The 21,657-nt window shown below is 68.9% G+C and carries 16 protein-coding genes; 9 read left to right on the top strand and 7 right to left on the bottom strand.

All coding sequences use genetic code 11. From position 1 onward, the window contains the following. Positions 1 to 9: 9 nt before the first annotated feature. The 4 genes from RT97_RS19680 to RT97_RS19665 form a co-directional block, all read right to left on the bottom strand. Positions 10 to 966: an alpha-E domain-containing protein gene (locus RT97_RS19680; RefSeq protein ID WP_042580506.1), complete on the bottom strand. Its 957-nt coding sequence runs from the start codon at positions 964 to 966 to the stop codon at positions 10 to 12. Positions 967 to 995: 29 nt separating this feature from the next. Further along, positions 996 to 2,492, bottom strand: a complete 1,497-nt coding sequence (locus RT97_RS19675) for a circularly permuted type 2 ATP-grasp protein (protein WP_042580505.1) — start codon at positions 2,490 to 2,492, stop codon at positions 996 to 998. A 165-nt stretch (positions 2,493 to 2,657) separates the two neighbouring features. Further along, a complete protein-coding gene (locus RT97_RS19670; protein WP_052810708.1) occupies positions 2,658 to 3,482 on the bottom strand; it encodes an oxepin-CoA hydrolase, alternative type in 825 nt (274 codons plus the stop codon). Between the two features lie 239 nt (positions 3,483 to 3,721). Beyond that, positions 3,722 to 6,160, bottom strand: coding sequence for a DNA internalization-related competence protein ComEC/Rec2 (locus RT97_RS19665; protein WP_042580504.1), 2,439 nt, complete (start codon positions 6,158 to 6,160; stop codon positions 3,722 to 3,724). A gap of 141 nt (positions 6,161 to 6,301) precedes the next feature. On the opposite strand from RT97_RS19665, the gene RT97_RS19660 reads away from it, so the two are divergent. From RT97_RS19660 to RT97_RS19635, 6 genes are all read left to right on the top strand, one after another. Further along, the gene (locus RT97_RS19660; protein WP_042580503.1) at positions 6,302 to 9,820 is read left to right on the top strand and encodes a DUF2126 domain-containing protein; all 3,519 of its coding nucleotides are present in this window, start codon (positions 6,302 to 6,304) and stop codon (positions 9,818 to 9,820) included. Positions 9,821 to 9,883: 63 nt separating this feature from the next. Continuing rightward, the gene (locus tag RT97_RS19655) at positions 9,884 to 12,640 is read left to right on the top strand and encodes a circularly permuted type 2 ATP-grasp protein (RefSeq protein WP_042580502.1); all 2,757 of its coding nucleotides are present in this window, start codon (positions 9,884 to 9,886) and stop codon (positions 12,638 to 12,640) included. 221 nt (positions 12,641 to 12,861) lie between these two features. After that, a complete protein-coding gene (locus tag RT97_RS19650; RefSeq protein ID WP_042580501.1) occupies positions 12,862 to 13,674 on the top strand; it encodes a basic amino acid ABC transporter substrate-binding protein in 813 nt (270 codons plus the stop codon). 15 nt (positions 13,675 to 13,689) lie between these two features. After that, a complete protein-coding gene (locus tag RT97_RS19645; protein ID WP_042580500.1) occupies positions 13,690 to 14,679 on the top strand; it encodes a transglutaminase family protein in 990 nt (329 codons plus the stop codon). Beyond that, a complete protein-coding gene (locus RT97_RS19640) occupies positions 14,676 to 15,134 on the top strand; it encodes a RidA family protein (RefSeq protein ID WP_042580499.1) in 459 nt (152 codons plus the stop codon). Before RT97_RS19645 ends, RT97_RS19640 begins: the two co-directional genes overlap by 4 nt. Before the next feature lie 54 nt (positions 15,135 to 15,188). Beyond that, positions 15,189 to 15,554: a DUF2845 domain-containing protein gene (locus RT97_RS19635; protein WP_080898365.1), complete on the top strand. Its 366-nt coding sequence runs from the start codon at positions 15,189 to 15,191 to the stop codon at positions 15,552 to 15,554. A gap of 1 nt (position 15,555) precedes the next feature. Here RT97_RS19635 and RT97_RS19630 read toward each other — a convergent pair whose 3' ends face one another. Continuing rightward, positions 15,556 to 16,473: a LysR family transcriptional regulator gene (locus RT97_RS19630; protein ID WP_042580498.1), complete on the bottom strand. Its 918-nt coding sequence runs from the start codon at positions 16,471 to 16,473 to the stop codon at positions 15,556 to 15,558. 72 nt (positions 16,474 to 16,545) lie between these two features. On the opposite strand from RT97_RS19630, the gene RT97_RS19625 reads away from it, so the two are divergent. Together RT97_RS19625 and RT97_RS19620 are read left to right on the top strand one after the other, a co-directional pair. After that, on the top strand, positions 16,546 to 17,208 hold the full coding sequence (locus tag RT97_RS19625; RefSeq protein ID WP_042580497.1) for an HAD family hydrolase: 663 nt from the start codon (positions 16,546 to 16,548) through the stop codon (positions 17,206 to 17,208). 13 nt (positions 17,209 to 17,221) lie between these two features. Continuing rightward, on the top strand, positions 17,222 to 18,361 hold the full coding sequence (locus RT97_RS19620) for a DSD1 family PLP-dependent enzyme (protein ID WP_042580496.1): 1,140 nt from the start codon (positions 17,222 to 17,224) through the stop codon (positions 18,359 to 18,361). 153 nt (positions 18,362 to 18,514) lie between these two features. Here RT97_RS19620 and RT97_RS19615 read toward each other — a convergent pair whose 3' ends face one another. Beyond that, on the bottom strand, positions 18,515 to 18,823 hold the full coding sequence (locus RT97_RS19615) for a hemagglutinin (protein ID WP_253278272.1): 309 nt from the start codon (positions 18,821 to 18,823) through the stop codon (positions 18,515 to 18,517). Positions 18,824 to 18,960: 137 nt separating this feature from the next. Here RT97_RS19615 and RT97_RS19610 point away from each other — a divergent pair, with 137 nt between their 5' ends. Then, entirely contained in the window at positions 18,961 to 20,691 is a 1,731-nt protein-coding gene (locus RT97_RS19610) for a GMC family oxidoreductase (RefSeq protein WP_042580494.1), read from the top strand. On the opposite strand, the gene RT97_RS19605 is transcribed toward RT97_RS19610, so the two are convergent. Then, positions 20,591 to 21,616 (bottom strand): LacI family DNA-binding transcriptional regulator, encoded by a 1,026-nt coding sequence (locus RT97_RS19605; RefSeq protein ID WP_042580493.1) that lies wholly within the window; start codon positions 21,614 to 21,616, stop codon positions 20,591 to 20,593. The genes RT97_RS19610 and RT97_RS19605 overlap by 101 nt on opposite strands. Between the last annotated feature and the right edge of the window lie 41 nt (positions 21,617 to 21,657).

The raw sequence follows: 21,657 nt of genomic DNA, 5'->3' as shown, positions 1-21,657 counted from the left end.
CCCGGGGGCTCAGTGCGCGGGAACCAGGAAGTCCTGGCTGATGCGCCCGCCCAGTTCGTTCACACGGTCGAGGAACTGCGTGAGATAGGCATGCAGCCCGGTCGCCAGGATCTCGTCGACCCGCGCGTACTGCAGGTCGGCCAGGAGCTTGCCGGCGCGGCGCTGCGTTTCGGCGCTCTGCTCGTTCTGCACCTTCGCGAGGTTGTTGACCACCTCGACCAGGCTCGCATGCAGCGAGCGCGGCATGTCGGCGCGAAGAATCAGCAGCTCGGCCACGCGCTCGGGCTTGATCACGTCGCGGTACACCTTGCGGTAGACCTCGAAGGCCGAGACGCTGCGCAGGATCGCGCTCCAGTGATAGAAGTCGTACTCCTGGTCTTCCTCGGTGGCGGCACCGAAGAACTCGCTGTTGAGCGCATGGAACTTCACGTCCACCAGCCGCGCTGTGTTGTCTGCGCGTTCGAGGAAGGTGCCCAGGCGCGAGAAGTAGAACGCCTCGTCCTGCAGCATCGTGCCCAGCGTCACGCCGCGCGAGAGGTGCGAGCGGAACTTGACCCACTCGAAAAACTGGCCCGGATCGCGCTCGAAGTCGCCCTGGCGCAGCATGCGGTTCACTTCGAGCCAGGTGGTGTTCTGCGTTTCCCAGGCCTCGGTGGTGAGCGCGCCGCGCACGGCACGCGCGTTCTCGCGCGCGGCCTTCAGGCAGGAGACGATCGACGAGGCATTGCTCTCGTCCTTGACCATGAACTCCATCACCTCGTTGGGCGTGATCTGCTCGTACTTCTTGTTGTAGAGCGGCAGCAGCTCGCTGATGGACAGCACGCCCTGCCAGCCGTACTTGGCCACTTCGGCCGACTGCGGCAGGAGCGAGGTCTGGTAGTTGACGTCCAGCATGCGCGCGGTGTTCTCGGCGCGCTCGGTGTAGCGGGACATCCAGTAGAGGTGGTCTGCGGTGCGCGAAAGCATCGTGTGTTCTCCTAATTCCTTGCCTGCACTCAGACCGACGACGACTGGCTTTGCGACTGCGATTGCGCCCTGGGCGCACGCTCGGCTTCGAGGATCCAGGTGTCCTTGGTGCCGCCGCCCTGCGAGGAATTGACCACCAGCGAGCCTTCCTTCAGCGCCACGCGGGTGAGGCCGCCGGGCACCATCTGCACTTCCTTGCCCGAAAGCACGAAGGGCCGCAGGTCGATGTGGCGCGGCGCGATGCCGGCGTCCACGAAGGTCGGCGAGGTCGAGAGGCTCAGCGTCGGCTGCGCGATATAGCCGTCGGGCTTGGCGATCACGGCCTTCTTGAAGTCCTCGATCTCGGCGTGCGTGGCGGCGGGGCCGATCAGCATGCCGTAGCCGCCGGCGCCGTGCACCTCCTTGACGACCAGGTCCTTCATGTTGTCGAGCGTGTACTGCAGCTCGTCCTTGTTGCGGCACATGTAGGTCGGCACGTTCTTCAAGATCGGCTTTTCGCCGAGGTAGAACTCGATCATCTTGGGCACGTAGGGGTAGATCGACTTGTCGTCGGCCACGCCGGTGCCCACCGCATTGCAGATCACGACGTTGCCCGCACGGTACGCGCGCATGAGGCCCGCCGTGCCGAGCGTGGAGGTCGGGCGGAACACGTCGGGGTCGAGGAAGTCGTCGTCCACGCGGCGGTAGATCACGTCCACGCGCCGCGGCCCGCGCGTGGTGCGCATGTAGACGAAGTCGTCCTTGACGAAGAGGTCCTGCCCCTCGACCAGCTCGATGCCCATCTGCTGCGCGAGGAAGGCGTGCTCGAAGTAGGCGCTGTTGTACATGCCGGGCGTGAGCACCACCACCGTGGGCTCGGCCGTGGCGGCCGGTGCGCTCGCGCGCAGGGTTTCCAGCAGCAGGTCGGGGTAGTGCGCGACCGGCGCGATGCGGTTCTGGTTGAAGAGCTCCGGGAAGAGCCGCATCATCATCTTGCGGTTCTCCAGCATGTAGCTCACGCCGCTGGGCACCCTGAGGTTGTCTTCGAGAACGTAGTACTCGCCGTTGCCGTCGGCATCGGGCGCGCGGACGATATCGATGCCCGAGATGTTCGAGTAGACGTTGTGCGGCACGGTCACGCCCATCATCTCGGGGCGGAACTGCGCGTTGTTCAGGATCTGCTCAGCCGGGATGATGCCGGCCTTGATGATTTCCTGGTCGTGGTAGACGTCGTGCAGGAAGCGGTTGAGTGCGGTGACGCGCTGCACCAGCCCCTTTTCCATGCTGTCCCACTCGTGGGGGGGAATGATGCGGGGCAGCAGGTCGAACGGAATAAGTCGCTCGGTGCCCGAGCCGTCCTCGTCCTTGGCGCCGTATACCGCGAAGGTGATGCCGACCCGGCGGAAGATCAGTTCCGCCTCTTCGCGCCGCGATCGCATCACCTCACCGGGTTGCTTCGCAAGCCATTGGTCGTAGCGCTTGTAGTGCTGTCGGATCGCAGCCCCCGCATAGGGCAACTGCTCATACATCTCATCGAATTTGTGCATGGAACGACCAATCTCCTTGAGCCATAGCTTAGCAAGTTCAGGGCCAAATCCTGGCTAACCCCCAGGCTTCGCGCACTTCGTGTCGCTTCGCCCACCCCCTTGCAGGGGGCAACACCTGCGGCCCGGCGAAGCCGGTTCCGCGGTGTTTCGCGAATGGGGAGGGCCCTACGCCTTCTTGCGGGCCGTCAGGAATTCCTTGATGCGCTTGCCGCTTTCGTCGCTGTAGAGGCTTTCGACCAGCACGCCGCGCTCGGCCTCCAACTGCTGGCGGCGATCGCGGCCGCGCGCCGAATACACCAGCTCCTTGATGCGGGCCTGAACGTCGAACGGGCCTTGCGCGAGCTTCTGCGCCCAGGCGAGCGCGGCGGCATAGGCCGTGCCGCGCGGCACGATCCGGTTGACGACGCCCCAGTCGTGCAGCCGGCGGGCCTGATGGACCGAGCCGCCCAGGAGGATCTCGATCACGGCCTGCGGCGGCAGCGAACGCACCAGCGAATCGGTGCCCCCGCCGTCGATCGAAAGGCCGAAGTTGACGTTGGACATCACGAATTCCGCATCCTCGGCCGCGACGACCAGGTCGCACGCAAGGCACAGCGAAAAGCCGCTGCCTGCCGCCGTACCCTCGACCGCTGCGATGACCGGCTGGGGCGCTTCCTGCATCGCCATGACCCACTCGTTCAACGCGTCGGAATGCGCCAGTTGCTCCGCCTGCGGGAGCTTGCGCTGCCGCGCGAGCCGCCGCAGGTCGCCGCCGACGCAGAAATGCTCGCCCTCCCCGGTCAGCACGATGGCGCGGACGGTGCGAAAGCCCGAGGCGGCGCGTATGGCCTTCGCGGCGGCCCGGTAGATCGACGGATTGACGGTGTTGCGCGCCGCGGGGTTGCTGATGGTCAGCACCAGCACTGCGCCCTCGCGGTGCATCTGGAGCTTCGCTGCCGGGATGGTGGCTGCCCCGGCGCTGGCGATGGTGGGAACGGCTGCGGACATCATGGCGCCCGCCTGCCGATCGTCTGGTGCTGGCGCCTGTTCTTGTGAAACATGCCGCCTCCTCAAGTTGTTTCGGATCGATACAACGTATCAGGCACTGCGATACGCGACGAAGCAACCGGCCACGCCCCATTTGTTTAACAATTAGTTCACATTTTTGGCAGTTCCCGAGCACCGCTCGACCAGCGCGCCAGCAACCAGAGTGACCCAGCGACCTTTTCGACGGAACACCCGGCTGCTGTTCAGGGCACGCGGTGCAGCCAGTAGCGCGCGCGGCGATCGCGCTCGCAGGCCACCTCGGCGGGGTGCACGCTGGTCCATTGCGCGGCGCCGCACCGGACAGTCTCCACCACCCGCACGCCGCGATCCGTGTAGCGCGCGACCACTTCCTTCGCCGGGTGTCCGAAGCGATTGCGGTAGCCCGCCTGGACCAGCGCGATGCGCGGCCGCACCGCATCGAGCAACGCATCGCTCGACGAAGTCTTGCTGCCGTGATGAGGCACCAGCAGCACATCGGCCGCGAGGGCGGCGTTTCGCTGCACGAGCGCGCGCTCCTGGTCGCGCTCGATGTCGCCGGCCAGCAGCACGGTCGCGCGGCCGTTGCCAATGCGCAGCACGCACGAAACCGCGTTCGGCTTGGCCGAGGCCGCATAGTCCGATGCGAACGGATGCAGCAGTTCGAAATGCACGCCATCCCAGGCCCATTGCCGGCCGGCTTCGCACACCTCGTTCACGGCACCGGGCTGCTGTGCACGCAGCGGATGCGTCGCCTCGATCGAACTAAGCAGCAGCGCCTGCGGCTGCATCGCGAGCACCGCGGGCGCGCCGCCGGTGTGGTCGATGTCGCGGTGGCTCAGCACCAGCATGTCGAGCCGCTCGTCGAAGGCGCGCAGCAGCGGCACGAGCACGCGGTGGCCCGCATCGCTCTCGAGGCTGTAGCGGGGCCCGGCGTCGTAGAGCAGGCTGTGCGTGGCCGTGCGCACCAGCACCGCGCTGCCTTGCCCGACATCGGCCGCGAGCACTTCGAACTCGCCGGCGGCGGGCCGCGGCATCTGCCACAGCAACACGGGCAGCAGCAACGGCAGGCCCAGCGCGCGCATCGACCGCGGCAGCGGCATGGCGAGCAACGCGCCGCCCGCCACGCCGCAGGCGGCCATCCACCAAGGCGGCGCGGCCATCGACAACGTGGCGAACGGCATTCCCGCCAACCACTGCAGCAGGACCGCAAGCGCCTGCACAGCCCAGGCCGCGACGTCCCAGAGCGGCGCCGCGATGGCGCCCAGCATGGCCAGCGGCGTGATCACGAGCGTGACCCATGGAATCGCGATGGCATTGGCGAACAGCCCGACCAGCGACACCTGCTGGAACAGCAACAGGCTCAGCGGCGTGAGCGCGAGCGTGATCACCCATTGCTCGCGAAAGAACAGGAGCAGCCGTTGCGCGGCGCCCGCTTTCCGCGCGCCTGCCTCCGTCGAATCGGTGGCGAAGAGCACGCCCACCGCGACGAAGCTGAGCCAGAAACCCGCCTGCATCAAGGCCCACGGGTCGACCGCCACGACCACCGCGGCAGTCAGCAGCCAGACATGCGGCCAAGGCCAGCGCCTGCCGGTCAGGCGAAGCGAGGCGACGGTGGCGAGCATCCAGACCGTTCGCTGCGCGGGCACGCCCCAACCGCTGAAGAGCGCGTAGAGCGTGGCCAGCACCACGCCGCCGAGCAGCGCGGCCTGGGGTGCGGGAAGGCGCAGCATCGCCCGGCCGCTGCGCCGCCACAGCGCGCCGACGATGTGCGCGGCGAGCCAGGCGAACATGGTGATGTGGAGACCCGAGATCGACATCAGGTGCGCCACGCCCGTCGCCCTGAACACGTCCCAGCCGGCGCGGTCGATCGCGCGCTGGTCGCCGGTGACGAGGGCGGCGATCACTCCGGCCTGCCGGCGGTCTGCCACGCGCTCGAACACGGCATCGCGTACGGATTCGCGTGCGCGCTCGATGGGATGGCGCCACGTGTTCGCGACATGCACCGGGGCCGGGTCGCGCGAACCGGTGCGCACGTAGCCGTAGGCATGCACGCCCTGCTCCCACAGCCAGAGCTCGCTGTCGAAGCCGTGCGGATTGACGTTGCCGTGCGGCGCCCTGAGCCGCACCGTGAATCGCCATCGCTCGCCGGCATGCAATGCACCGACCGCGGCGGACGAAACCGCGCGCCCTTCCGGCGCGCGCCCCCAGAGGCCCGTGTTCTCGCCATACCAGCCGAGCGCGATGCGCGACGGCACCACGGGCGGCACGCCTTCGCGCGCACCGGCCCAGCGCGCGGATTCGACATCGAGCTGAAACCGCGTGCCGGTCTCGTTGCGCTGCGGCATCTGCGAGACCACGCCGGTCACCTGCAGGTCGCGGCGCTCGATCGACGGATCGAGCGCGCCGCCTGCGTAGGCGACGGCGCGCCACCCCGCGAGCCCCGCACCGACCAAAGCGCCGCACACCAACGCCGCAAGCAGCATCTGCCGCCCGAAGGCACGCCGCCACAACAACCCCGCGACACCCGCGAACAACAAGACCGCGTAGAACCCCGCGCGCCAAAGCACCGGCTGATGCAGCTGCAACGCCGCACCGACCAGCGATCCTCCCAACGCGGCAAACGCCCACGACGCGCCCCTGCCGGACGCACGCGACGGCGTCACCGGAATACTCCCGAACACATGATGCAAACCCTCCCCGAACCCGCGCTCGATGGCGCGTTAATTGCTTGGCTTCTGGGCTAGTATGCGTCTCACACGAGACATCTTTTCGATGCAATCTCGCAGTACTGCACACAAAAACGCATGTCCATTCACGCCGCACTCCACCACGTCACCCATTACAAATACGACCGCCTGGTGCAGTTGGGCCCGCAGGTCGTGCGCTTGCGGCCCGCGCCGCATTGCCGCAGCAACGTGATTTCGTACTCGCTGCGGGTCGAACCGGCCGAGCACTTCGTCAACTGGATGCAGGACCCGTTCGCCAACTACCAGGCGCGACTGGTGTTCCCCGAGAAGACACGCGAATTCAAGGTCACCGTCGACCTCGTGGTCGAGATGGCGGTCTACAACCCCTTCGACTTCTTCCTCGAGCCGCAGGCCGAGAACTTTCCATTCAAGTACACCGCCTCGCAGGCCGAGGAACTGGCGCCCTACCTCGTGGCCGACCCGGTCACGCCGCTGGTGGAGGCCTACCTCGAGAAGATCGACCGCAAGGAGCAGCGCACCATCGACTTCCTGGTGGGCCTGAACCAGCAGGTGCAGCAGGACGTCAACTACCTCATCCGCATGGAGCCCGGCGTGCAGACGCCGGAAGAAACGCTCACCAACGGCAGCGGCTCGTGCCGCGACTCGGGCTGGCTGCTGGTGCAGTTGCTGCGCCACATGGGCCTGGCCGCGCGCTTCGTCTCTGGCTACCTGATCCAGCTCACGCCCGACGTGAAGGCGCTCGACGGCCCGAGCGGCACCACGGTCGACTTCACCGACCTGCACGCCTGGTGCGAGGTGTTCCTGCCGGGCGCGGGCTGGATCGGCCTGGATGCCACCTCGGGCCTCATGGCCGGCGAAGGCCACATCCCGCTCGCCTGCACGCCCACGCCCTCGAGCGCGGCGCCCATCGAAGGCGGCGTGGACGAGTCGGAGGTCGAGTTCGGCCACGAGATGAAGGTCACGCGCATCTACGAATCGCCGCGCGTCACCAAGCCCTACACCGAAGAGCAGTGGGCCGAAGTGCTCACGCTCGGCGATGCCGTCGATGCGCGCCTTAAGGCCGGCGACGTGCGCCTCACGATGGGCGGCGAGCCCACCTACGTGGCCACCAGCGATCGCGACGCGCCCGAGTGGAACACCGACGCGCTCGGCCCCACCAAGCGCGGCTACGCGACCGAACTCGTCCACAAGCTGCGCGCCGAATACGGCAACGGCGGGTTCCTGCATTTCGGCCAGGGCAAGTGGTACCCGGGCGAGCAACTGCCGCGCTGGGCGCTGTCGATCTTCTGGCGTGCCGACGGCCAGACGCTGTGGCACGACCCTGCGCTCTTTGCCGACGAGCGATTTCCCACGCACTACACGAGCGAAGATGCGCGCCGCTTCACCAGCACCCTGGCAGGCAACCTCGGGCTGACCGAGCGCTACATCCAGCCCGGCTACGAAGACACCTACTACTACCTCTGGCGCGAACGCCGCCTGCCGGTGAACGTCGACCCGTTCGAGTCGAAGCTCGACGACGAACTCGAACGCGTGCGCCTGCGCCGCGTGTTCACGCAGAAGCTCGATGCGGTGATCGGCTACATGCTGCCCATCGAGCCGGGCAATGCGAACGCCGATGCGCCCGCGCTCGCCGGCCCCGGCTGGAAGACCGGCCCCTGGTTCCTGCGCGACGACCGGCTCTATCTCATTCCGGGCGATTCGCCCATGGGCTACCGCTTGCCGCTCGACTCGCAACCGTGGGCGAGCAAGGGCGACTACCCGTACCTGATCGAGCGCGACCCGACCGCACCGCGCGGCGCGCTGCCGAGCGCGGCCGACTACCGTGCGCGCTACAGCACGGGTGCCCCCGCTGCCGGCGGCGCCAGCCTGGGCGACGTGCCCTACACCTTCGGTACACCCCCCGTGGTTCCGGCTTCGCTGCGCCTGCAGAGCCCCGGAGATGCCGCGAGCGGCGACGCAGCCGCCGCCGCGCGTGCCGCCGACGACGCCACCGCCACGCCCGCCACCCGCCAGCCCCTGCGTGGCGAATCGGCCCACTGGGTCACCCGCACCGCGCTGTGCGTCGAAGTGCGCGACCCGCGCCGAGCCAACGGCCCGTCGGCCGAGAAGAAGGGCAGCGCCTCGGGCGTGCTCTACGTCTTCATGCCGCCGCTCGCGCGCCTGGAGGACTACCTGGACCTCGTGGCCGCCGTCGAAGCCACCGCGCGCGAACTGGACATGCGCATCGTGATGGAAGGCTATCCGCCGCCGCGCGATCCGCGCCTGAAGATGCTGGCCGTCACGCCCGACCCGGGCGTGATCGAGGTCAACATCCACCCGGCCCACAACTGGAAGGAACTGGTCGCGCACACCGAGTTCCTCTACAACGCCGCGTTCGAGACGCGCCTGTCGGCAGAGAAGTTCATGACCGACGGCCGCCACACCGGCACCGGCGGCGGCAACCACTTCGTGATGGGCGGCGCCACGCCGGCGGACAGCCCGTTCCTGCGCCGGCCCGAGCTGCTCGCGAGCCTCCTGCTCTACTGGCACAACCATCCGTCGCTGAGCTACCTCTTCTCGGGCATGTTCATCGGCCCGACGAGCCAGGCCCCGCGCGTGGACGAGGCGCGCAACGACCAGGTCTACGAGCTCGAAATCGCCCTCAAGGAAATCGCCAAGAACCGCGAGATCTACGGCCAGAACATGCCCGCATGGCTGGTCGACCGCACGCTGCGCAACATCCTGATCGACGTGTCGGGCAACACGCACCGCAGCGAGTTCTGCATCGACAAGCTGTATTCGCCCGACTCCAGCACCGGCCGCCTGGGCCTCCTGGAGCTGCGCGCCTTCGAGATGCCGCCGCATGCGCGCATGAGCATCGCGCAGCAGCTCCTGATCCGCGCGCTGGTGGCCCGCTTCTGGGACGAGCCCTACAAGGCGCCGGTCACCCGCTGGGGCACCGAGCTGCACGACCGGTTCCTCCTGCCGACCTTCGTGAAGATGGACTTCGACGACGTCATCAGCGAGATGCGCCAGGCCGGCTTCGCGTTCGATCCCGACTGGTTCGCGCCGCACTTCGAGTTCCGCTTCCCGCTCGTGGGCCAGATGCAGGCGATGGGCGTGGAGCTGTCGCTGCGCAACGCGCTGGAGCCGTGGCACGTGATGGGCGAGGAAGGCTCGGCGGGGGGCACGGTGCGCTACGTCGATTCGTCGCTCGAGCGCATCGAGGTGCGCGTGACGGGCCTGAACGAAAGCCGCCACGTCGTCACCGTCAACGGCAAGGTGCTGCCGCTGCAGCCCACGGGCGTGACCGGCGAGTTTGTCGCGGGCGTGCGCTACAAGGCCTGGAACCCGCCTTCGGCCCTGCACCCGAGCATCGGCGCCCACGCGCCCTTGACCTTCGACCTGGTGGACACCTGGATGAAGCGCTCGCTGGGCGGCTGCCAGTACTTCGTGGCCCACCCGGGCGGGCGCAACTACGACAGCTTCCCGGTCAACGCCTACGAGGCCGAGAGCCGCCGGCATTCGCGCTTCACGCGCATGGGCCACACGCCCGGCCTCATGCGCACGCCGCCGGCCACCATCGAGCTGCCGGGCAGCCGCGAATTCCCGTTCACGCTCGACTTGCGCCGCTGAGGGGACATCCAGCACACCGCCCGAACGGGTACCCCGTGACGGCGGTGTGACAATCCACCCCCTGTGGAACCTTTGAACGAATCCCTGTTCGACGCCCAGGCACTGGAGTTTCCAGCGGCCCTGGCGTCGGCGCTCGCACCGGCCGCGCTGCCCGGCCACTTCGACGAGCTGCGTGGCCAGGCCACCGCGGCTGCGCCTGCGAGGCCCGCTGCCGGCGGCTCGGCGCCGGCCACCGCGCCGGCCCCGCTGCTGTACGACGCTGCAACGGAGCGGCCGGCGGCCACGCAGTCGCAGTCGCAGTCCCAGTCTTCGCAGTCCCAGTCCCAGTCGCAGTCCCAGCAGCAGCCGTCGTCCAACGACAAACCGCCGCTCACCCCCGCCTGGAACGCTTTCTTCGACCAGCTCGGCCCGGGCGGCTTCAACGATCTGCCGCGCCGCGCGGTCAGCCTGGAGCGGCAGATCCGCGACAACGGCGTCACCTACAACGTCTACGCCGACGCCAACGGACCGCAGCGCCCCTGGTCGCTCGACCTCTTTCCGCTGATCGTCTCGCCCGAGAGCTGGAGCCAGATCGAGGCCGGCGTGCTGCAGCGCGTGCGCGTGCTCGACCGCGTGATGGCCGACGTCTACGGCCCCCAGCAGTTGCTGAGCGAAGGCCTCCTGCCGCCGGCATTGGTGCGCGGCCATCCGGGCTACCTGCGCGCGCTGCACGGCGTGAAGCCGCCGGGAGACACCTGGCTGCACATCGCGGCCTTTGACCTCGCACGCGGCCCCGACGGCAACTGGTGGGTGGTGTCGCAACGCACCCAGGCGCCCTCGGGCCTGGGCTACCTGCTGGAAAACCGCCTGGCCATCACGCGCCAGTTTCCGCAGGCGTTCGAGGCGCTGCACGTGCAGCGCCTGGCCGCCACCTACAGCGCCATGATGGACGGCCTGCAGCGCATGTGCCCGGCCGGCGTGCCGCCCCACATCGCCCTCCTCACGCCCGGCCCGTACAACGAGACCTACTTCGAGCACGCCTACCTCGCGCGCTATCTCGGCGTGACGCTGGTCGAAGGCAACGACCTCACGGTGCGCGACCAGCGCCTCTACCTCAAGACTTTGCAGGGCCTGCGCCCGGTGCACGGCCTCATCAAGCGGCTGGACGACCAGTTCCTCGACCCGCTGGAGCTGCGCCCCGATTCCACGCTCGGCGTGCCCGGGCTCCTGCAGGCGATTCGCGCCGGCAACGTGCTCGTGGCCAACATGCCGGGCTCGGCGTTCCTCGAATCGCCCGCGCTGCTCGGTTTCCTGCCGGGCCTTGCGCGCCGGCTGATCGGCGAGAAGCTCAAGCTCCCGGCCCTCCCCACCTGGTGGTGCGGCGAGCGTGCGGCGCTCGAAGCCGTGCTGCCGCAGCTGGGCGACTGCGCCATCAAGCCCACCTACCCGGGCTCCGACGGCCAGACCAGCTTCGACGCCGTGCTCGGCAGCCAGCTCGGCCGGCGCGAGCTCGACGAGTGGGCCGGCCGCATCGTGCGCGAGGGCGACGCCCACACCGTGCAGAGCTACATGCCGCTGTCGCAGATGCCCACCTGGGCGAGCGACCTGGGCCCTGGCCATATCGCGCCGCGCGCGGTGCTGCTGCGCGTGTTCGCGGTGAGCGACGGCGCGCAGTCCTGGCGCGTGCTGCCCGGCGGGCTTGCCCGGCTCGCAGGCGCGAATGCGCAGATCGCCTCGATGCAGCGCGGCGGCAGCAGCGCCGACGTGTGGGTGCAGACGCACGGCGAGGTCGATCGCACCACGCTGCTGCAGCCGCATGCCACGCCGGCCTCGCTCGCGCGGCACCGCGCGCCGGTCACCAGCCGCGCGGCAGAGAACATGTTCTGGCTCGGCCGCTACACCGAGCGCGCCGAGAACGCGGTGCGCCTGGCGCGCCTCACCCTCAACCTGCTGGGCGGCGAAGACCAGTCCTCGCGCCCGCTGCTCGAATGGCTGCACCGCATGGCCGTGCGCAATGCGCTGGTGCCGGCCGAGGCGCCGAGCGCGCCGCAGTCGCGCCGGGTGTTCGAGCGCGCGCTGGTGGCCGAGCTCGGCGACGTCGACAAGGGCGGCAGCGTCGGCTATAGCCTGCGCTGCATCCGCGAGGCCGCGGCCGCGGTGCGCGAACGGCTCTCGCAGGACAACTGGAACCAGATCGTGCGCGCCGAAGCCGAGTTCCTCCGGCGCGCGGCCGAGCAGGCGGGCGAAGGCAGCTTTGCCGCCAGCGCCGCGTTGCGCGCGCTCGAATCGGCCAGCACCGCGCTGGCCGCGATGACCGGCGCGCAGACCGACCGCATGACGCGCGACGACGCCTGGCGACTGCTCTCCATCGGCCGCCACATCGAGCGCCTGGGCTTCCTGTCGAACGCGCTGGAAGCCGGCTTCGACAACGGGGCGGTGCACGAGGTCAGCGGCTTCGAGGCGATGGTGGCGCTGTTCGACAGCACCATCACCTTCCACGCGCGCTACCAGCAGCGCCGCGACGTCGCCACGCTTGTCGACCTGCTGGTGCTCGATGCCGAGAACCCGCGCTCGCTCGCCTGGGTGACGCAAACGCTGCGAGGGCGCATCGCGCGGCTCGCGGGCAGCGCGCCCGGCAAGCTCACGGCGCTGTCGTACGAACTGCCCGACCCGGCCACCTGGACGCTCGAGCACCTTTGCGCTGCCGGGCCCGACGCGAACTACCCCGCGCTGGTGCAGTTGCTCGCCAACTGCGAGACGGCCGCCTACCATGTGTCGGACGCCATCGGCACGCGCTACTTCACGCTCACCTCCGAATCCCTGCGCTCCGTCGGCGCTTGAACTGGCTCTCCCCCATGCTTCGCGCACTTCGTGTCGCTTCGCACCCCCCCTCGCCGGGGGCAACGCCAGCAGCCCGGCAAAGCCGGTTCTGCGGCAACACCTGGCTCTCCCCCATGCTTCGCGCACTTCGTGTCGCTTCGCACTCCCCCTCGCGGGGGCAACGCCTGCGGCCCGGCAAAGCCGGTTCCGCGACGTTCCACAATGAAATCCAGGAGGCAGACATGCTCATCGACCGCCGAATCACACTGATCGCCGCTGCACTCGCTACCGGCCTTGCACTGGCCGGCTGCGGCAAGCAGGAGGCCGCTGCGCCCGGCGTCGCTTCGGCACCGCCTGCGCCCGCCGCGGCGCGCGTGCTGGTCGTGGGCACCGACGCCGCCTACGCGCCGTTCGAATCGCAGAACGAAAAGGGCGAGGTCGTGGGCTTCGACATCGACGTGGTCAAGGCCGTCGCGCAGAAGGCGGGCATCGAGGTGAAGTTCGTCAACACGCCTTGGGAAGGCATCTTCAATTCGCTCGACCAGGGCGACCGCGACCTGCTGGTGTCGTCGATCACCATCACCGACGAGCGCCGCCAGACCATGGACTTCTCGCAGCCCTACTTCGAAGCCAGGCAGCTCATCGCGGTCAAGAGCGATTCGCCGGTTGCGAAGTTCGACGACATCAAGAGCCTGAAGGTCGGCGTGCAGAACGGCACGACGGGCGACGAAGTCGTGGGCAAGCTGCTGGGCAAGTCGAGCACGGCCATCAAGCGCTTCGAATCCACCCCGCTCGCGCTGAAGGAACTCGAAGCCGGCGGCGTGCAGGCGGTGGTGGCCGACAACGGCGTGGTGGCGCACTACCTTGCCAACAACGCAGGCGGCGGGTTCAAGACGGTGAGCGATGCGGGCTTTCCGGCCGAGCAGTACGGCATCGCGGTGAAGAAGGGCAACGCCGAGCTTCTCGCCAAGATCGACAAGGGCCTGGCGGACATCAAGGCCGACGGCACCTACGCGAAGATCTACGCCTCGCACTTCGGCACCGAAGCGAAGTAACCCCAAGACCCTGCCATGCTGCTGCACGTCACCCACGAAACCCGCTACGAGTACGCACCGCCGGTCGAGACGGCGCAGCACCTGGCCCACCTGAAGCCGCTGGCCACCGGTTCGCAGCGGCTGGTGAGCCATCAGCTCGCGATCGATCCGCCGCCCGCTCAGCGCAGCGAGCTACCCGACCTCTACGGCAACACCCGCGCCTTCTTCGCGCTCGAAGCCACGCACGACCGGCTGGTGGTCACCGCCGAGAGCGTGGTCGAGACCTCGGTTCCGGTGCTCTCACCCGCCATCGCGCGCGAGCTGCCCTGGGAGGCCGTGCGCGAGCGCTTCCGCTTTCGCAAGGACGCCACCTTCGACGCGGCTTCCGAATTCGTCTTTCCCTCGCCCTACGTGCCGCGCCACGGCGATTTCGCCGCCTATGCGCGCGCGAGCTTCGTGCCCGGACGCCCCACCTTCGACGTGGCGATGGACCTCACCGAGCGCATGTACCGCGACTTCGACTACGACGCCGACAGCACCGAGATCAACACCCCCGCCGTCGAGGCGCTGGCCCAGCGCAAGGGCGTGTGCCAGGACTTCGCGCACATCATGATCGCGTGCTTCCGCACGCTCGGCCTGCCCGCGCGCTACGTGAGCGGCTACCTGCTCACGCAGCCGCCGCCCGGCCAGCCGCGCCTGGTGGGCGCCGACGCGTCGCACGCGTGGGTGTCGGTGTACCTGCCCGGCCGCAGCGACGTAGCGGGCGATGAAGAGCAGGACGGCCCGCCGGGCGCCGGTGGCTGGGCCGATTTCGACCCCACCAACGGACGCCAGCCCGGCGAGGACTACGTGACGCTGGCCATCGGCCGCGACTACTCCGATGTCTCGCCGATGCGCGGCGTACTCCATGGCGGCGCAAGGCACACGTTGAGCGTCGGGGTGACCGTGCAGCCGGTGGGGGAAGTGATCGAGCTGGCCGCGCAAAGCCGGACACAATCGACACCCCAAGACAAGGAGTCTCCATGAGCGTTTACGACAAACTTTCCAGCCTCGGCATCACCCTGCCCCCGGTCTCGGCCCCCGCCGCCGCCTACGTGCCCTTCGTGCAGACCGGCAACCTCGTGTTCCTGTCGGGCCACATCGCCAAGAAGGACGGCAAGGTCTGGGCCGGCCAGCTCGGCGTGAACATCACCACCGAAGAAGGCAAGCAGGCTGCGCGCGCCATCGCCATCGACCTGCTGGGCACGCTGCACGCGGCCGTGGGCGATCTCAACAAGGTCAAGCGCATCGTCAAGGTGATGAGCCTGGTGAACTCGGTCGGCACCTTCACCGAACAGCACCTGGTGACCAATGGCGCGAGCGAATTCTTCGCCGAAGTCTTCGGCCCCGAAAAGGGCGCGCATGCGCGCAGCGCGTTCGGCGTGGCGCAAGTGCCAATGGGTGCCTGTGTCGAGATCGAGCTGATCGCCGAAGTCGGCTGATCCGCCAGGAAATCGCCCCGCCAGCCGGGGCTTTTTTTCGAGCCCTCGACCGCCATGCACACCCTCCTGCGCACCCTCGCATCGACTGCGCTTCTGTTCGCCGCCCTGCACCCGGGCGGCGCTATCGCGCAATCGCTCAGTTGCGGCGGCTTTCTCGCAGGCGTCGGCGAATCGAAGTTCTCCGTCCTCAACAAATGCGGCGAGCCGGTCTTGAAGGACCTCGTCTGCGTCCCGCGCCCGCAGGTCGAAGTGATCGTCACGCCCGGCGCGCGGGGCGGCGGCACGCGGCAGATCATCAGTCAGCAATGCGTTCCGATGGAAGACTGGACCTACCACCGCGGCCAGGGCAACTTCCTCGGGATCGTTCGCTTCTACAACGGCGCCGTCGAATCGGTGCGCGACGGCGACCGGATCCCGTGAGCTACGGCGCGCTGCCGAAGCTCGCCTCCAGGAACTCGATCAACGCCTGCACGCGCGCCGTGCGTCCCTTGCGGGTTGGCACGAGCAGCAGCACCGGCGCGCTGTCGAATGCCCAGTCTTTCAGCACCCGAACCAGCGAGCCCCGCGCGATCGCATCCGCCGCGTCCCATTCGGAGCGCAGCACCAGCCCCATGCCCTGCTCGGCCCAGTGCCGCGCCACGCTGCCGTCGTTGGTGACGAAGGCCGGCGCGATGCGCAGCGTTTCGCGCGCGCCCGCACGCTGGAGCGCTTTCGGCTTCGCGGCGCGGCGCACATGCCAGAGCGTGACGTCCTCTTCGTTCTCGCGGATGACGATGCAGTCGTGCGTCATCACATCGCGCGGAACGCGGGGCGTGCCGCGTGCGCGCAGGTACTCGGGGCTCGCGCAGAGCCAGCGTTCGTTGGCGCTCAGCGTGCGCGCGACCCACGACGAGTCGCGCACCGTGCCGATGTGGATGATCGCGTCGGCATCGTGCCGGTCGGGCCAGGGCGTCTCGCGCAGGTCGAACTGGATGCGCAGGCCCGGATGCAGCCAGGCGAAGCGAGCGAGCATCGGCGCCACGTATTGCCGGCCGTAGCCGAAGGGCGCGGCGATGCGCAAGGTGCCAGTGAGTCGGCGGTCGTCGCGCTGCATCGAATCGCGCAGCCCCTCGATCTGCCCGAGCAGCGCCGAAGCCTCGCGCGCGAAGCGTTCGCCCTCGGCAGTGAGGCTCAGGCGCCGCGCGGTGCGGGTGGCGAGCGAGAGGCCAAGCGTGGCTTCGAGCTTGCGCAGCCGCATCGACAGCGCGGGCGGCGTGACGTCCAGCGAACGCGCTGCGGCGCTGAGCGAAGGCTCGCGCAGCAAGGCGGCTGCCAGTTGCATGTCCTCGATCTGGATCATTAACCTGTGCTTAACGAATGATGAGTTCGCATTGAAGCACAACAAGGGCTTTGAAACGTACAGTCCATCGCCATGCAAGCCCCCGTTTCCCCAGCCAGCACCTACCCGCGCGCCGTGCTCTTCGACCTGCTCACCGCCCTCCTCGACTCGTGGACCGTGTGGAACGCCGCCGCCGGCTCCGAAGACAAGGGCCGCACATGGCGCGCCGAATACCTGCGCCTGACCTACGGCTGCGGCGCCTACGTGCCCTACGAGCAACTGGTGAAAGATGCCGCCCGCAACACCGGCATGGCCGACACCGCGTCCGACGCGCTCGAAGCGCACTGGGACGAACTGCCCGCATGGGACGGCGCACGCGAACTGCTGCAGGCGCTCAGGCCCCACTGCAAGCTCGCGGTCGTCACCAACTGCTCGCAGCGGCTGGGCCATCGCGCGGCAGCGTTGCTCGGCATCGAATGGGACGTGGTCGTCACCTCCGAAGAAGCCGGCTTCTACAAGCCCGATGCGCGCCCCTACCGCATGGCGCTCGACCGGCTGGGCGTGAAGGCCAGCGACGCGGCTTTCGTCGCCGGCTCGGGCTACGACATGTTCGGCACCTCGGCCGTGGGCCTGCGCACCTTCTGGCACAACCGCGTGGGGCTTGCCTTGCCGAAAGGCGCGCCGCCGCCCGAGCAACAGGCCGCGACGCTCGCGCCCGCGCTGCCATGGCTCCAATCCTTCGCTTCGATCGCCTGAACGGAACTCCTTCATGAACACCCCTACGCTTGCCACCATCGACACGCCCGCCGCCATCGTCGAGCAGCCGCGCATGCAGCACAACATCGCGCGGATGCAGGCGCGCATGAACGCGCTCGGCGTGCGCTTCCGCCCGCACGTGAAGACCAGCAAGTGCATCGACGTGGCGCGTGCGCAGCGCGATGCGGGTGCGCAAGGCATCACCGTCTCCACGCTCAAGGAGGCCGAGCAGTTCTTCGCCGCAGGCTTCACCGACATCCTCTACGCCGTGGGCATGGCGGCGCACCGGCTGCCGCATGCGCTCGCGTTGCGCCGCCGCGGCTGCGCGCTGTCGATCATCACGGACGGCGTGGCCTCGGCGCGCGCCATCGCCGAGTTCGGCCGCACGAACGGCGAGGCCTTCGACGTGCTGATCGAGGTCGACACCGACGGCCACCGTTCAGGCATCCGCCCGGACGACGACGTGCTGCTCGAAGTCGCCCACGTGCTGCACGACGGCGGCATGCACCTGGCCGGCGTGATGACGCACGCCGGCTCCAGCTACGACCTCGACACGCCCGAAGCCCTGAAGGCCATGGCCGAGCAGGAGCGCGCCGGCTGCGTGCGCGCCGCAGAGCGGCTGCGCAATGCGGGCCTGCCCTGCGCCGTCGTCAGCGTGGGCTCCACGCCCACGGCGCTGATGGCCGAGCGCCTCGACGGCGTGACCGAAGTGCGCGCGGGCGTCTACGTGTTCTTCGACCTCGTGATGCGCAACGTCGGCGTGTGCGACACGGACGAGGTCGCACTGAGCGTGCTCACCACCGTGATCGGCCACCAGGTCGAGAAGGGCTGGGCCATCGTCGATGCGGGCTGGATGGCGATGAGCCGCGACCGCGGCACGCAGAAGCAGAAGCGCGACTTCGGCTACGGCCAGGCCTGCGCTCTCGACGGCACGGTGCTCGACGGCTACCTGCTCAGCGGCGCGAACCAGGAGCACGGCATCCTCTCGCGCGAAGGCGCCCCCGACACCGACATCGCAACGCGCTTCCCGATCGGCACGCGCCTGCGCATCCTGCCCAACCACGCGTGCGCGACAGGTGCGCAATTTCCCGAATACCAGGCGCTCGGCGAAGACGGTGCGTTGCAGGCGTGGGGCCGCTTCCACGGCTGGTGACCGGCCTCAAGCCCCGGCGCGCTTTCCCATGCGCGTCGGCACTCCGTCGCGCTGGAGTTGACGTTTCACGCTGCGGTCGAAGCGCCCCCTTGCATGCAGTTGGCTTCGCCATCTTGGCGATGGGCAGGTCACCCAGTGGGGCGCCGGCAGCTGTCAGTCGTCTGTCTGTCTCTGCACGGGAAGCCCGTCCGGCCGAAACGGATGAGCGCCGGCCCGGGACGCTGAATCGATGATCTCGGCCCATGACTTGCCAGCCGCCCGCAACTGGTCCACCGAAGGACCGAGGACGTTGCCGTAGGCCTGCATCGTCCGGGCCTCGATCTGGCCCAGCAGCTCGGGCGGCGTCAGGTCGCGGTAGGCCTCCTTGAGGCGATTGCGCTCGGCGACCACCCAGCGGGCAACCTGCTCTTCACCGGTGCCCGCGGCGAGCATCTGCGATGCCGCCCGGGCGAGCGCATTCACTGCGGCTTCGTAGCGGGAACGCACACCTGGCTCTGGCATCGGGACTCTCCTTGAGCCTGCAGATCGGTGCCGGCCCCTCCGCGCCATCGTACAGTTCGAGCTCCCGCGGCAGAACACAACAACGACGGAGACATGCCATGGAATTCGACTACGTGATCGTGGGCGGAGGCTCCGGCGGCGCCACGCTGGCCGCCCGCCTCAGCGCAGACCCGGCGGTGACGGTCTGCCTCGTCGAAGCCGGTGGCGACGGCCGCGGCATCCTGGTGCGGGCGCCGGCCGGCACGGTAGCGATGCTGCCGGGCCGCCCGCGCATCAACAACTACGCCTACCAGACCGTGCCGCAGCCCGGCCTGAACGGACGCCGCGGCTACCAGCCACGCGGGCGGTGCCTGGGCGGGTCGAGCGCGATCAACGCCATGCTCTACGTGCGCGGCCACCGCGACGACTACGACGACTGGGCGCAGGCCGGTTGCGCGGGCTGGTCGTTCGACGAGGTGCTGCCGTACTTCAAGCGCGCCGAAGGCAACGAGCGCGGCGAGAGCACATTGCACGGTGCCTCCGGGCCGTTGCAGGTCTCGGAGCAGCAGAGCCCGCGACCCATCACCGAGGACTTCGTTCGCGCAGCCGCAGAGTGCGGCATTCGGCGCAACGACGATTTCAACGGCCCCGAGCAGGAAGGTGCGGGCCTCTACCAGGTCACGCAGTTCCACGGCGGCGCGAGGAACGGCGAGCGCTGCTCGGCGGCCGCGGCCTACCTGCATCCGGCCATGACCCGCCCCAACCTCACGGTGCTGACCGGCACGCAGGCCCTGCGCGTGGTGCTCCAGGACAAGCGCGCCACCGGCGTGGAGGTGCTGCGCGGCGGCACCATCGAGATCATCCGCGCGCATCGCGAAGTGGCGCTGTGCGGCGGCGCCTTCAACTCGCCGCAGCTGCTGATGCTCTCGGGCATCGGCGACCCCGCCGAGCTGGGCCGCCACGGCATCGCGGTGCGGCATGCGCTGCCGGGCGTCGGCCAGAACCTGCAGGACCACACCGATTTCATCCTCGCCTACGCCTCGAAGGACACCGACCTCTTTGGCATCGGCGCGAAGGCCGGGCTGAACCTGATGAAGGCGATCCTCGAGTGGCGCAAGAGCGGCAAGGGTTTAGTCGCGACGCCCTTTGCGGAAGGCGGCGCCTTCATCAAGTCGTCACCCGAACTGCCCCGGCCCGACCTGCAGCTGCACTTCGTGATCGCGATCACCGACGACCATGCGCGCAAGCTGCACATGGGCTTCGGCTTCTCGTGCCACGTGTGCGTGCTGCGGCCCAAGGGCCGCGGCGACGTGCGGCTCGACGATGCGAACCCGCTGTCGGCGCCGCGCATCGACCCGCGGTTTCTCTCCGAGGCCGAAGACATGGCACTGCTGCTGCAGGGCGTGAAGAAGGTGCGCGAGATCCTGCGCGCCCCGGCGCTGCAGAAGTACCGGCACAGCGAGCTCTACACCGCCGATGCCCACACCGACGAAGAACTCACGCAGCAAATCCGCTCGCGCGCCGACACCATCTACCACCCGGTGGGCACCTGCAAGATGGGCGTGGATGCGATGGCAGTGGTCGATCCGAAACTGCGCGTGCACGGCATCGAGAACCTGCGCGTGGTCGATGCCTCGGTGATGCCCACGCTGATCGGCGGCAACACCAATGCGCCGACGATCATGATCGCCGAGCGCGCGAGCGACTGGATGCGCGGGCCGATCACCTTCGACCGCGCGGTGCAGGATGCTAGAGCGCCTGCGACGAGCCCCGCACCATCAGCTCTCCAGGGAGAAGAAGCTGGCGCGGCGCAGAGTCCAACCCCCGCAGCCGCTCGATCAGGCATGTAGCGGCCGTGCGGCCGATGGCGTCGGTGGGCTGCGCCACGGTGCTCAGGCCAGGGCCGATCAGCGAGGCCCATTCGGGATCGTCGAAGCCGACGAAGCCCAGGTCGTCGCCGAACTGCAGGCCCAGCCGCGCCATGGCCTGCGCCACGCGCAGCGTGACCACCGCATTGCCCGCGACCACGGCGGCACGGCGGCCGCGCCTGGCGCGCTTGCGCAGCGCGGTCAGTGCGGCATCGAGCGCATCGTTCTCGCCCTCGACCGATTCGAACACCTCGCCGGCCACGCGCGGTTCGTGCGCCGTCACGCAGGCACCGAAGGCGGCCGTGCGCTCGCGCCGCGAGCTCACACCCTTCTGCGGCTCGGTGACGTAGAGCAACTCGCGATAGCCGCCTTCGAGCAGATGCCCGCAGGTGGCCTGCATGGCCGCGTGGTTGTCGAGCGAGACGAAGTCGGTGTGCATGCCGGTGTGCCGGCGGTCGACCAGCACCGCGGGCTTGCCATGCAGCGTGACCGCATCGACCACGTTGCTGCCGCGGCCGAGCGTGTTGAGGATGAAGCCGTCGACCTGGTAGCCCGCGAGCGCATCGATCGCCTCGCGCTCGCGTTCGCTCTCGTTGCCGAGGTTGAACAGCATGACGAGGTAGCCGGCGTCCTGGCAGGCCTTCTCGGCGCCGCGCAGCACGGCGACCGAATACGGGTTGGTGATGTCGGCCACGATCAGGCCAATGAGCCGCGAGCGGCCATGGCTCAGCGCCTGCGCCATCGGACTCGGCGAGTACGCCAGCTTGGCGATCGCGACCTCGACGCGCGCGGCGATGTCGGGGCTCAACAGCCGTTCGCGGTGGTTGAGGAAGCGCGAGACGGTGGCTTTGGAAACGCCGGCCGCTTCGGCGACGTCAGCGATGGTGGCGCGGCCCGTGGGCTTCATGGTCTTGCTCCTTCCCCCGCTGGGGGAAGGTTGGGATGGGG

It is taken from the genome of Variovorax paradoxus (assembly GCF_000834655.1).
Lineage (GTDB): Bacteria > Pseudomonadota > Gammaproteobacteria > Burkholderiales > Burkholderiaceae_C > Variovorax > Variovorax paradoxus_F.
This window is presented reverse-complemented; position numbering and strand designations above follow the sequence as displayed.